8 protein-coding genes and 1 pseudogene are annotated in these 13,354 nt (G+C 66.3%); all 9 read right to left on the bottom strand.

Annotated elements, in window-relative coordinates; translation table 11 throughout:
• Positions 1-126: 126 nt before the first annotated feature.
• A pseudogene (locus tag CLN94_RS13545) lies at positions 127-534 on the bottom strand (beta-mannosidase); the annotation flags it as partial.
• Between the two features lie 115 nt (positions 535-649).
• Positions 650-2,470, bottom strand: a complete 1,821-nt coding sequence (locus CLN94_RS13550; RefSeq protein WP_425439468.1) for a glycosyltransferase family 2 protein — start codon at positions 2,468-2,470, stop codon at positions 650-652.
• Complete coding sequence (gene galE, locus CLN94_RS13555) at positions 2,464-3,456, bottom strand: UDP-glucose 4-epimerase GalE (RefSeq protein ID WP_096434548.1); 993 nt, start codon at positions 3,454-3,456, stop codon at positions 2,464-2,466. Before galE ends, CLN94_RS13550 begins: the two co-directional genes overlap by 7 nt.
• A gap of 8 nt (positions 3,457-3,464) precedes the next feature.
• Positions 3,465-4,457 carry a UDP-glucuronic acid decarboxylase family protein gene (locus CLN94_RS13560; protein ID WP_245845249.1) on the bottom strand — a complete coding sequence of 331 codons (993 nt, stop codon included), beginning with the start codon at positions 4,455-4,457 and terminating at the stop codon, positions 3,465-3,467.
• Positions 4,458-4,778: 321 nt separating this feature from the next.
• Positions 4,779-7,193: a sulfatase-like hydrolase/transferase gene (locus CLN94_RS13565; protein WP_096434538.1), complete on the bottom strand. Its 2,415-nt coding sequence runs from the start codon at positions 7,191-7,193 to the stop codon at positions 4,779-4,781.
• Between the two features lie 155 nt (positions 7,194-7,348).
• Positions 7,349-8,989 carry an acyl-CoA synthetase gene (locus tag CLN94_RS13570; protein WP_096434540.1) on the bottom strand — a complete coding sequence of 547 codons (1,641 nt, stop codon included), beginning with the start codon at positions 8,987-8,989 and terminating at the stop codon, positions 7,349-7,351.
• Between the two features lie 63 nt (positions 8,990-9,052).
• On the bottom strand, positions 9,053-11,290 hold the full coding sequence (locus CLN94_RS13575; protein ID WP_096434542.1) for a 3-hydroxyacyl-CoA dehydrogenase/enoyl-CoA hydratase family protein: 2,238 nt from the start codon (positions 11,288-11,290) through the stop codon (positions 9,053-9,055).
• 96 nt (positions 11,291-11,386) lie between these two features.
• A complete protein-coding gene (phaC, locus tag CLN94_RS13580) occupies positions 11,387-13,183 on the bottom strand; it encodes a class I poly(R)-hydroxyalkanoic acid synthase (protein WP_179300318.1) in 1,797 nt (598 codons plus the stop codon).
• 25 nt (positions 13,184-13,208) lie between these two features.
• On the bottom strand, positions 13,209-13,354 hold a 146-nt coding region (locus tag CLN94_RS13585; RefSeq protein WP_143598930.1), incomplete at its 5' end, for a 4Fe-4S dicluster domain-containing protein.

Genomic DNA, 13,354 nt, shown 5'->3' on the forward strand with positions numbered 1-13,354 from the left:
AATCCACATCCGCGTCGCACTCATCAACCGCTTCAATGCCCTCGGCACCGCCGAGATCGTACGCGTGCCCTGAACATGAAGGGGAAAGGGGAAGTCACGCCTCAAGCCGCCTTTCTGCAACAATGCCGCAGCGATGTAATCGTCGGGGTTCCAGCCCGCCCAGATGAACTGACCGTTATCGTCGTCCATCTCATGGGCGAAGCGCAGCGTCACCGGGCTTTTCAACGTGCCCAGCACGTCGCAGACGGCGCGCATGTTGCCGTCATAGGTGCCGTCGGCGATCCCGCGGCGCAGGTATTGCGCGGTGTTGCGCTCGCTGCGCGACCAGGTCCAGGGCTCCAGCGTCACCAGAAGCGCGCGGCTGCGCTCCTGCGCATAGGCGTCGGCATCGTTGAGCGAGGGCAGATACACGTCTTCCCACGGCAGGAACAGATGCTCGACCACGACCTCGGTATCACCGGCGAAATCGCCGTCCGGATCATAGACGCCGAACGGAACCCCACCGGGCGGAGCCGCAAGGGCCACACCGGCCATCACACTCCCGGCCACAACGCCAGCCACGAAACGGCCAACGCCCTTGCCGGCGGTCTTCGTCTCAAACAGTCCACTCATGGCACACCTCCCTTTGGCCCAAAGGGCCGCTGAACAATCAGTCGGACCAGAACCTGATCCTGACCTCTCCCGGGCGACCCATACCGGCGCCCGAAACTCCGTATTCCACATGCGAAACCTGCAACGGTTCGAGCCCCACGGCCAACGCATGCAGACTCTCTTTCCCTCGTATTGTAAGCGCCGCACCGGTCAGCGCCATGATGAGGGTCAATATCGCGAATTCTGTGATCACATTTTTGCGCTGACTCCGCCAATCGATGCGGTTCTCGCGGCGGTGCTTGACCACCATCACCGCGAACAGCGTGAAATAGAGCGCGGTATTGACCAGCGACAGCAGGTAGAAGCCACGCGCCTGCAACACGCCACCCACCGTCAGCACCGGCAACAGCGCGCCCAGCGCCAGCCCCGCGTAAAGCGCGATGATCTTGGCGGGCAGCTTCGCGCTCGCGGCCGCACCCTTGGGCGTGATCCGGAAATCGACAAAGCGCCCGGTGATCCGGTCGCGCACCGCCATCAGGCAGCCCCAGAGCACCCAGGGCCATTGCAGCATCACGAACAGCGCCTTTTCCCAGGCCAGCACCCGCGCGTCGCGCGGCCGCAGGAACCCGTCGCGGCGCAGCGCATAGGCAAAGGCGACCATCAGCCCCACGGCGGGCAGCGAATGCCCCAGAAACGCCGGATAGGTCACATCGGCAAAGCGGATGTCGAAAGTCACTGCCACCATCGGCACCAGATACATCATCGCCATGGTGATCGCGAAGAACGCGTACCAGCTCTGGCACAACAGGAACAACAGCCTGAGCCGCCAGGGCAGCCGCCCCAGATAGGCCGGCGTGTAGCGCAGCAAGAGCGTCATCAGCGAGCGCGACCACTGGAATTCCTGCGTAATCAGGTCGGGCAGGTTCGCGGGCCCGTCACCGATCGCGATCGCGTCGATCGCATGCACGCCGCGCCAGCCCGCCGCCGCCATCAGCATCGTGGTCGAGTGGTCCTCGGCCAGCTCGGGGCCAAGCCCCCCCGCCTCGCGCAGCGCCGTGGTGCGCACCGCGTAATGCGAGCCGATGCACATCGGCGTCAGAACGCCGGTGTAGCCCGCCTGAAACGCGCCGTGAAACGCCGCCTCGGAGTAAAGCCGCGTGCGCGCCGACCAGCTCTGCGCCGCGTTCGAAGCACAGATCGAGGGCGCCGAGACATAGCCCACGTCCGGATCGGCGAAGGGCCGCAGCATCTCGCGCAGATAGCCGGGCTGAGGCACGTGATCGGCATCAAGCTGGCTGACGATGTCGTAATCGCTATAGCCCCAATGGTCGTAGAAATAGGCGAGGTTGCCCTCTTTGCAGCGGGTGCGGCGGGGCCATTCGCTGCGGTGATAGACCTCGATGCCCTTGCGCGTCGAAACCTTGACCCCATGCGTCGCGCACCATGCCAGCGTCTCGGAACTGGGGTCTTCGTCGGCCAGCCATGTGTCATGCGGATAATCCTGCGCGAGCATCGCCTCAAGCGTCTTGCGCACCACCTCGAAAGGCTCGGCCGGGGTCTTGGTCGTGACCATCGCGACCCGCCACTGGCCCGGCACCGGATCGGGCGCGACCGAGCGGCGGGCCTGCAGAAAGATCAGCACGAAATAGAGCTGCATCCCCCAGATCCAGGCCATGCCCGCGGTGATGATCCAGTAGCGCGCAGGCGCGATGATGTTCGACGGCTGCGACCACCACGACCAGAACCACGCAGCCGCAATCAGCCAGAGCCCCGCGATCAGGTGATACTTCAGCGCCCGCCCCCCGCTGACCAGCGGCGCGAGGTAAAGCCGCTCGCCCTGGGTGCTGCGCGGCTTCGACGGGGGCGCCTGCATCAGCATCGCAGCCCCCCGCGCGGATGGCCGAACCAGGGCGCGGCATCGGCAACGATCCGGTCGAGATCGGTGATCTCGGCTCGAAAACCCAGAAGTTTCTCGGCAAGATGCGGATCGGCGACCAGCTCGGCCGGGTCGCCTGCACGCCGCTCATCGAGGATCATCGGCACACCGCGCCCCGTCACCTGCGCGACCGAGCCCACCACGTCGCGCACCGACGCGCCCTGCCCGGTGCCGAGGTTCAGCGCGAGGCTCTCGCCCCCAGCCCCCAGATGGCCCAGCGCCAGAAGATGCGCCCGCGCCAGATCGGCGACATGGATGTAATCGCGGATGCAGGTGCCGTCGGGCGTGGGATAATCGGCGCCGAAGACCCGCAGCGGCCCGCCCTGCCCCGAGGCTGCCATCAGCGCCAGCGGGATCAGATGCGTCTCGGGGGCATGGCGCTCGCCGATCTCGCCCTCGGGGTCGGCGCCGGCCGCGTTGAAATAGCGCAGCGCCACCGAGCGCAGCCCCCAGCCCACCGCCGCATCGCGCAGCATCCATTCGCAAACCAGCTTGGTCCGGCCATAGGGATTGATGGGCGCTTGCGGCGCGGTCTCGGCAATCGGCAGCGCCTCGGGCGTGCCATAGGTCGCGCAGCTCGACGAGAACACGATCTGGCGCACGCCCTCGGCCTCCATCGCGCCCAGAAGCGAGATCATTCCGCCGAGGTTGTTGTCGTAATAGCGCTGCGGCTCGGTCACGCTCTCGCCGACATAGGCGAGCGCCGCGAAATGCACGACCGCCTCGATCCCGTGATCGGCCAGCGCCGCGCGCAGCGCAGCGCCGTCGCGCAGGTCCGCCTCGATCAGCGGCCCCCATTTCACCGCATCCGCATGCCCGCGCGAAAGGTTGTCATAGACCACCGGCACCCGACCGGCCCGTGCAAGCGCCTTACAGAAGTGAGACCCGATGTATCCTGCCCCACCTGTCACCAGAATGCGCTGAGGCAAGGAGCCGATCATGCCAGGTTTTCCTTCAACTGCTGCCGCTCCCGGATCTGATCGCGGAAATAGGCGATTGTCGGCGCGAGCCCCTCGCGCAGCGGCACGCGCGGCGCCCAGCCCAGAAGGCGCCTAGCCCGCGTGATATCGGGGCAGCGTTGATGCGGGTCGTCGCGGGGCAGGTCGCAATAGGTCACCGGCACCTGCGCCCCGGTCATCTCAAGCACGATCTCGGCCAGCTCGCGCATCGTGAACTCGCCCGGATTACCAAGGTTCACCGGATCGTAACCGGCAGTGTCGGTCTCCATCAGCGCAGTCAGCCCGTCGAGCATGTCGTCGATATAGCAGAACGAGCGCGTCTGCTGCCCGTCGCCATAGATCGTCAGCGGCAGCCCGCTCAGCGCCTGCACCACGAAATTCGACACCACGCGCCCGTCTTCCGGGTCCATCCGCGGCCCGTAGGTGTTGAATATCCGCGCGATACGGATATCGACCCGGTCGCGTTCATGGACATCGTGGAACAGGGTCTCGGCGGCGCGCTTGCCCTCGTCATAGCAAGACCGCGGTCCGACCGTGTTGACCAGCCCGCGATAGTCCTCGTTCTGGCTATGCACATCGGGGTCGCCATAGACCTCCGAGGTCGAGGATTGCAGGATCCGCGCCCCCTTCAGCCGCGCCAGCTCCAGCAGGTTCAGCGCCCCCAGGACCGAGGTCTTGAACGTATGCACCGGATCGCGCTGATACTTCGGCGGCGAGGCGGGACAGGCCAGATTGTAGATCCGCTCGACCGGCCCCTCGACCTGGAACGGCTCGATGATGTCATGCAGGAAAAACGCGAACCCCGGATGGCCGATCAGATGCGCGATATTCTCGCTGCGACCGGTTTCGAGATTGTCGATACAAATCACCCGGTCCCCTTGCGCGATCAAACGATCGCAAAGGTTCGAGCCGATGAACCCGGCCCCACCGGCGACCAGAACACAGCGCCCTTGGTCGGCTTCATTTACCATTGCCGAAAACTGCGGCGAAAACTTACGCACGCCCGTCATTGCTCTTCTCCCCCCGAAAAGCAGTTTCAGAACCGCCCTTCCGATCCTTTGGAAGGCATCAGCGGCTCCATCGAAAATGATACCAAAAAATTCGTTAAAAATCCATATTTTAGATCATCTCCTCGCACAACACGCACGCGCTGCCGATACCTCCGGAGACATGATCCTTTCACGCTCAGTCAAACCTTCACCCTTGATTCAACATAGAAATTCCCACCCTCCAAAACAGCCCCCGAGAGCGCGGCGCGATGCCGCAGCTTGCCCCCTCCCCGGCCTCTCGCGTCAGGGACGGGCGAGTTCGGCGCTGACACAGGCCTTGTCCAGTGCAAGACTCACCCGCGCCTCGCCTGTGCGGTAAAAGCGGAAATAGGAACCCGAGCTGCCTGCCACATGCGGCTCAAGCGCCTGGAAGCGGTTGAAGTAATAGGTCTCGCCGGCGAAGCTGAGCGAACGGATGTAAAGGTCGGTATCGCCGGTCTTTCCCTCGCCCGCCCAGGCGTCGTTCAGGAACCAGACGCCGATCTCGCGCGGGCAGAGCCCCGCCCCCTCGACCGGCAGCCGGAAGGTCATCAGACCGGCGTCGATCTCGGCCCGCGTCACCGCGCGCTCGGCATTCGAGGGCGCAGAGGTCACCTCGATCACGCCGACATTCTCGCCGTCAAGCGTGATCCAGGCGCGGGGCGGCGCCAGAAACCGGGTGCCGCTGGCCTCGATCACGATCTCGGTTCCGGGGCGGCGCGCGCTGAAGGCGGCCTGCGGCAGCTCGACCCCGCGCAAAAGCCGGTCGGTATAGGCGTTCTGCACCGCGATCGCCTGCCCCATCACGCGGCGTGCCTCGGCCAGCGCGGCCGGGTCGGTCTCGGCCAGGTTCACCCGCTCTTCCGGGTCGCTGGCGAGGTCGTAAAGCTGGGCATCGCCGCTATTGCCATTGAAGATGAACTTCCGCGGGCCATCCCGGAACCCGATCTGAAACCCGTTCCAGGGCGCAAAGAACAGCGCCCCATCGCGCCGGTCCTCGGCAAAGGCCGAGCGCCCCTGCCAACTGGGCGACGGCGCCAGCCCGAGCAGGTCGGCCACGGTCGGGGCAATGTCATTCACCCCCACCACCCCGGCGCTGCGCGTGCCCGAGAACAGCTGCGGATTGATCAGCGCCATCGGGACATGGACGTTCTCTTCGTAGATCGCCGAGGCGTGCACGCGCGTTCCGTGCTCGCCGAACGCCTCGCCGTGGTCGCCCAGAACGACGACCAGCGTCTCGTCGGCGATCCCCTTGGCGTCGAGCCAATCGAGAAGCTTGCCGAAGGCCTCATCGCCCACCCGCAGCGCGTTGAGATAGGCGTTATACTCGGGGTCCTCGACATAGGCCTGCGGCGCCTCGCCGGGGAAATAGGGGTAATGCGTCATGCCGGTGCGGAAGGCGGCAAAGAACGGCTGACCGGGCGCCTCTTCGACCCAGGCGGTGATCGCGTCGATCGAGCAGAGGTCATTCGAAGTGTTCAGGAACTTGTCGGTGACGCTCTCAAATTCATAGACGCCCTGGGCGCAACTCCAGTCGCGGTAATCGGCGACATGATCGAAGCCGCCCTGATTCAGGAAGGCCTCGGCATTCTGGAACCGGTTGTCGGAGGAGTTGAAGAACGCCGTGCGCAGCCCGGCCTCGCCCAGCACATCAGCCAGAGTATGCAGCCGCAACTCGGGGTTGCTGGTGGTCATCAGCACGGTGGACAGCTCGGGGATCAGCCCTCCGAACACCGAGACGAGGTAGAAATTCGAGGCGGGCACATGCGCATAGGCATTGTCGAAAGCGTGCCCGCGCGCCAGCGCCGCCTGCAGGTTCGGCGTAACCGGCTGCGTGCCGCCCCAGCCCTGCGCCTGCCGGGCGGGGGTCGATTCAAAGGCGAACAGGATGACGTTGCGCAGCGGTTTCGCGGGCTCTGGCGGACGGGCCAGCGGCGCGGCGGGCGCGAAGGGCATCTCGAGCGACGCCGCCGGCGCCTGGCTGAGCGCCTCGACGCCCGACAGCCCCCCGTCGCGCCCGATCGAGCCGACGAAGGCCACCACCGGGTTCAGCAGGCGCGACTTCGGCGCGCCAAGGCGCGCCTCGCCCTGCGCGACGCCGGTCACGGTTCCCAGCGCGAAGACCATCAGCACGAGGGTCGCGATCCCTCCACGCGGCACCCAGCGCGCCAGCGCCAGCGCCCCGCCGATCAGCGCGACGATCGCCCCGCCTCCGAGCGCAATCACCGTCGGGCTCAGCAAGCCGCGCAGCCAGTCAAAGACGGAATCGCTGTGGCCAAGGTCCGAATAGGCGAGCCAGGCGGTGGTGAGCGGTTCACCCAGCATCCGCAGCGCCACGATATTGGCGAGCCCCCAGAGCAGGATCAATACCGCGATCATCCCGACCAGCGCCGTCACGCCCCGGCGCGCGCGCACGCCCGGCACCGATCGGTGCAGCGCCACGCCGACAAAGATCAGCCCCAGCGTGATCGCCCAATCCTGCCACAGCCCCTGGGCCGCCAGCCGCAGCGCCGCGCCAGCCCTCGCCGCGCCCAGCGGCTCGGCCAGCAAAGACAACCGGATCGCTGCCAGCCCGAGCCCCAGCAACACCCCGCACCAGACGATGAAACTACCACGCGGACGCGGCGCCTCGGAGCCGGGGCCGGTGTCCAGCCAGTCATGGGAAGTGCCGTTGTTCATGCCTGCTCCTGCGGCGCGAGCGCGCGTCGATCCTTGCCCGGAGTGTCAGGAGAAAGCCTTGGCTTGTCAAACGGCTGGACCGCGACATAGCCGCCCGCCCGGCCCGCGGCCAGAGCGGATCGGGAGGGCGGATGCCGCCCTCCCGCAGGTCTGGATCAGCTTTGCAGCTCCATCGCGCGCGCCTGTTCGCGCAGCACGAATTTCTGCACCTTGCCGGTCGAGGTTTTCGGCAGCTCGCAGAACACGATCGTCTTCGGCGCCTTGAAATGCGCCATGTTCTGGCGACAGAAGGCGATCAGCGCGGCCTCGTTCGTCTCGGCTCCGGCGCGCAGCTTGATGAAGGCGCAGGGCGTCTCGCCCCAGCGTTCATGCGGGCGCGCGACCACAGCGGCCTCCATCACGTCGGGATGCTTATACAGCACATCCTCAACCTCGATCGACGAGATGTTCTCGCCGCCCGAGATGATGATGTCCTTCGAGCGGTCCTTGAGCTCGACATAGCCATCGGGGTGCATCACGCCAAGGTCGCCCGAGGCGAACCAGCCGCCCTCGAAGGCCTCGTCGGTGGCGGTCGGGTTCTTGAGGTAGCCCTTCATCACGTTGTTCCCGCGCATGAAGATCTCGCCCATGGTCTCACCATCGGCGGGCACCGGCTCGCGGGTATCGGGATTGGCCACCATCAGGCCCTCGGCGGCGACGTTGCGCACGCCCTGACGGGCCTTCAGTTTCGCACGCTCGGACGCGCCCAGAGCATCCCACTCGTCATGCCAGGCACAGGTCACGGCGGGTCCGTAGGTTTCGGTCAGGCCGTAGCCATGGGTCACTTCGAAGCCCATCGCTTCCATCTTCTCGATGATGATCGCGGGCGGCGGGGCGCCACCGGTCAGCACCTGAACCCCGTCATGCAGCCCGACCTTCATCTCGGCGGGCGCATGCACCAGCATCGCCAGAACCACGCTCGCGCCGCAGAAATGGGTGACTTTTTCCTGTTTGATCAGCTCGAAGATCGGCTCGTCGCGCACCGCACGCAGGCACACCACCGTGCCCGCCGCCGCCGCGATCGTCCAGGGGAAGCACCAGCCGTTGCAGTGGAACATCGGCAACGTCCAGAGGTAGACTGGTGCCTTGCCCATCTGCCAGGTCGCGATATTCGCCAGCGAGTTCAGATGCGCGCCGCGGTGGTGGTAAACCACGCCCTTCGGGTTGCCGGTGGTGCCCGAGGTATAGTTCAGGCTGATCGCGTCCCATTCGTCATCGGGGCGCTGCCAGTCGTAATCCGCGTCGCCCTCGGCCAGAAGCGCCTCGTAATCGAGTTCGCCGATACGCTTGCCGCCGTCATAGGCCGGATCGACGATATCGACCACGAGGATGTCGCGACGGCCCGAGATATGCACAGCGCGCTCGGCCATTTCCGAGAATTCAGGGTCCACGATGAAGACCTTGGTCTCGGCGTGGTTGAGGATGAAGGCCACGGCCTCGGCATCGAGACGGGTGTTGATCGTGTTCAGCACCGCGCCCGACATCGGCACGCCGAAATGGCTTTCGTAGATCTCGGGGATGTTGGTCGCGATGATCGAGACCGTATCGCCCTTGCCGAAGCCGCGCTTGGCCAGCGCCGAACCGAGCTGCCGGCAGCGCGCGTAGGTCTCGGCCCAGGTGCGGCGCAGGTCGTTATACACGACGGCGGTGCGGTCGGGGTAGATCCAGGCCGTGCGCTCCAGGAAGCTGATCGGGGTCAGCGGGATGTAGTTGGCCGGGGTGCGATCCAGCCCGATATCGTAAATGTTGTGTTTCATGGTCTCTCTCCTCGTCTGCGGGGCTGGGCCTTATCCTCCCTCGCCCCTCAAATCCTCTTGCAATCAGGTCCGCAGCGGCTTGCCGGTGGCCAGCATGTGACGGATGCGCGCCAGCGTCAGCGGGTCATGCGCAAGTGCCACGAAGGCCTGCCGTTCCAGCGCGTGCAGATCTGCCTCGCTCATCTCCTCGCCGGGCGCGGTCGCGCCCCCGGTCAGCACCTCGACGATCCGCGCCTGCACGCCCAGATCGGCCTCCGAGAGCTTTCCGGCCTCGTGACGCGCGCGCGGTCCGGCCAGGATCGTCGCGGCGGCCTCGGCCCCTTCCGCCCGCAGCATTGCAGGCCCTTCCGGGGCATAGCCTCCGGCCATCGACAGGGCCAGATCGGCCGCTGCGTCAATCAGGTCTCCGGGGTGCATCACGATCGGGTCCGAGCCCCGCAGAAGCCCCAGCTCCGCCGCCTCGCGCGCGGAACCCGCCGGACGCGGCAAGGTCAGCGCGGCAAAGGCCCGCGCCGCGCCACCGCCCGAAGCCTGAGCGCGCTCCAGAAGCCGCGCGCAACCACCCCAGCCCGGCAACAGCCCGACCAGATGCTCGGGCAGCGAGATCTTGGCCGCGGCCGTCGCCACCACCGCCGAACAATGCAGCGACAGCTCGCAACCGCCGCCCAGAGCCACGCCCTGCACCGCCGCCACGACCGGCACCGGCGCGGCACGCAGCGCCGAATACAGCCGCTGGCCGCGCGCGATGAAAGCCTCAAGCGCATCCCACTCGCCCGCGTCGATCCGCGCCGCCATCTCGGCCAGATTCGCCCCCGCCGAGAAGGCCCGCGCGTTGTGATTGCCGATCACCAGTGCGCGCACCGGCCCGCCGAGCTTGCCCAGCGTCGCGTCGAGCATGTCGAGCACGCCCGAGTCGATCGCGTTCATCTTGGTGCGGAGTTCCAGACAGGCCAGCCCCTCGCCCAGATCCCAAAGCGCCGCAGCCGGGCTTTCGGCAAGCACCGCGTCCGCCGATTTCGCGCGGGCCAGACGATCCGGCCCCTGCCCCATCAGCCCCGGCGCGCCTGCCGGCCCGCGCTGCAGGTCATGGCCGAGCCCCGCCAGCGCCGCATCGCTCAGCCCGTCGAGGATCTTGAACGGCCCGCGTTTCCACGCATAGCCCAGCTCCATCGCGACATCGATCGCCGCGCGCGAGGGCGCGATTTCCGGGGCATGTTCCTGCGCATAGGCCAGCACTTCGCCCAGCACCGAGCGCGCATAGGCGCCAAGCCCGGTGTCATCGGCCAGAAGCGCCTCAAGGTCGCGCCCGCCGCCCGGCAGATCCGCCGCGCTATAGCCGGTGGCCGGCCCATAGGCGCCCGTCGCGATGTCGATCACCTCGGTCGCGCCATCGGCCGTGCGCCGATAGAAGCCGCCACCCGCCTTGCGCCCGAAGCGCCCACCCGCGATCATCGCCTGCACCAGCTTGAGCCCGGGCAGGTCGAAGCGGTTGATCTTGTCGCCCCCCGGCAGCGCCCGCATCAGCGAGCCCCAGATCGAGGGGATCATGTCGATGCCGACCAGATCGGTCAGCCCGAAAACGCCGGTGCGCGGCACACCGAAAGCCACATGCACCGCGTCGGCCTGCTCGACCGTCAGTCCCAGCCGCACCGCTTCGGTGATCGCCACCGACATCCAGGCGCAGCCGATCCGGTTCGCGATGAAACCGGGCGTGTCGCGGCATTCGATCACCGTCTTGCCAAGCGCCCGGCGCCCGATCTGCGCGGCGGCCGCCTGCGCGGCATTGCCGGGCGGCGCGACGAGTTCCAGCAAAGGCATGTGCCGCGGCGGGTTGAAGAAATGGCTGATTACGAAAGCCTCGGCAAAGGCCGGGCTGCGCCCCGCGATCAGCGCCGCACGCGGAATCGTCGAGGTGTTCGACGAAACGATCGCGCCGGGCTTCAACAGCGGCTCGATCCGGGCGTAAAGCGCGCGCTTGATCTCGAGGTTCTCGATCACCGCCTCGATGATCCAGTCGGCCCCCGCGACCCGATCAAAGTCGTCCTCGGTATTGCCCGGACGCACCAGCGCCACCGGCAGATCGCCCATGAAGCCGCCCGCGCGCTGCTGCGTCGCGATCCCGGCCTCGGCGCGCGCATTGCGCGGCTGCCCCTCGGCGCCGGGGATATCGAGCAGGTCAACCGCCACCCCGGCATTCGCGAATTGCGCGGCGATACCCGCGCCCATGTTGCCCGCCCCGATCACGACTGCGCGTGCGCAGCGCGTTTCGGACAGCCCCCAAACCGGCCTGATCTGCCCCATCAGACTACTCCTCCGGTCGGCGCCGACACTGTCGGGCCGAGGTTCACAACCATTCGCTGGATCATCACTTCACCTGTAGATCTGTGTCTTTCTGGTCTATTTCGCTTGCACGTAGCGGCCCGGTGCTTCTTCGATCACCTTCAGACCGCCTTTCTCGGGCACACGTGCCGGCACCCGTTCCTCATCGTCATGAGCTTCCATCCAGGCCGACCATTCCGGCCACCACGAGCCCGCATGCTGTTCGGCCCCGGCGAACCAATCCGCCGAGCTTTCGGGGTAATCGTTCCGCGTCCAGTAGCCGTATTTCGGGCGCGACGCGGGCGGGTTGATCACCCCCGCGATATGGCCCGAGCCGCCAAGGACGAATTTCACCTCGCCCGAGAGCAGCTGCGTCGTCGGGTAGATCGAGGTCCAGGGCGCGATATGGTCCTCTTTCGTGGCGAGCACGAAGAACGGCACGTCGATCTTCGACAGGTCGATAGGGGTGCCGTCCAGCGACAGATGCCCCGGCTTGCGCAGCCCGTTCTCGATATAGACCTTTTCCAGATACCACAGCAGCATCGCCGCCGGCAGCCGCGTGCTGTCCGCGTTCCAGAACAGCAGGTCGAACGCCGGGGGCTTCTCGCCCATCAGGTAGTTCATCACGTGGAACGACCACACCAGGTCATTCTCGCGGATCATCGAGAACATGTCCTGCAGGTGGTAGTTCTCGAGGTATCCGGTGTCGGCCATGTGGACGCGCAGCGCCTCAAGCCGGTCGCGGTCGATGAACACGCCGACCTCGCCGACATCGGTGAAATCGACCATCGTCGCCAGCGTCGTCGCGGTCACGATCCGCTTGTCGCCGCGCGCCGCCAGCCAGGCCAGCGTCGCCGTCACCAGAATGCCGCCGATGCAGAAGCCGAGAATGTCGAACCGCTTCTCGCCGGTGGCTTTCTCCATCGCCTCCAGCGCCGAGAGCGGCCCGAGCTTCATGTAATCCTCGAAGCTGAGCGCCGCATGTTCGCGCGTCGGGTTGACCCAGGAAATCAGGAACACCGAATGGCCCTGATCGAGCATGTAGCGCACCATCGAGTTCTCGGGGCGCATGTCGAAGATGTAGTATTTGTTGATCCACGGCGGCACGAACAACAGCGGGCGCTTGTGCTGCGTCTCGGTGCGGGGCTCGTAGTGGATCAACTGCATCAACGAGTTTTCATAGACCACCTTGCCCGGCGTGGTGGCCAGATCGCGCCCGACCACGAAGGCGCTCGGGTCGTTGGTCGCGATATCCAGCCGGCCCTCGCCGCGCTCAAGGTCGTCCACGAGGTTGCGCAACCCATCAAGCAGGCTGCGCCCCTCGGTCTCCAGCAGCTTTTCGCGCGCCGCCGGGTTCAGCGCGAGGAAGTTGCTCGGCGCCAGCGCGCTCAGCAATTGCCGGGTGTAGAATTTCACCCGCAGGCTTTCTTTGGTGCCCGTCGGCAGCCGCGCGAGAAAGCTTTCGGTCGCGCGCTCCAGCGCGAGGTGGCTGTCACGCAGCCCACGCGCCATCGGATCGGCATTCCAGCGCCGGTCGCGGAAGCGCTTGTCGGAAACCTTCCCGCCCTCGCCGCTCCAGGCGTCCTGCCAGGCCTGCGCCCAATCCAGCCAGAACCGCTGCATCGATTCGAACGACGCCAGCGGACGCTCGAAGAACGCCGGCAGCGAGCGCAGATAGGCCTCGGCCACCGAGCGGAAATCAACGATCGAGAAATCCTCGCCAGAGGCTTTGGCCTTGGCGGTTTCCTGCGCGCGAAGCGCCACCGCCTGCAACCGCCCCATCAGGGCCATGAACTCCGTGCTCTGCTCAGCAAAACTCTCGAGCGCCTTGTTGGCAACACCCGGTCCGGTCTCTTCACTCACGCGGTCGTTCATCACAGTCTCCTCCTGGGAACAAGCCTCACATATTCGGGTAGTTTGGCCCATCGCCGCCCTGAGGGGTAGTCCAGGTGATGTTTTGGCTGGGATCTTTGATATCGCAGGTTTTGCAGTGGACGCAGTTCTGGAAGTTGACCTGGAAACGCGGGTTGCCTTCCTCGTCTTCCA

Origin of the sequence: Pseudothioclava arenosa, from assembly GCF_002358085.1 — a bacterium.
Taxonomy (GTDB): Bacteria; Pseudomonadota; Alphaproteobacteria; order Rhodobacterales; family Rhodobacteraceae; genus Pseudothioclava; species Pseudothioclava arenosa.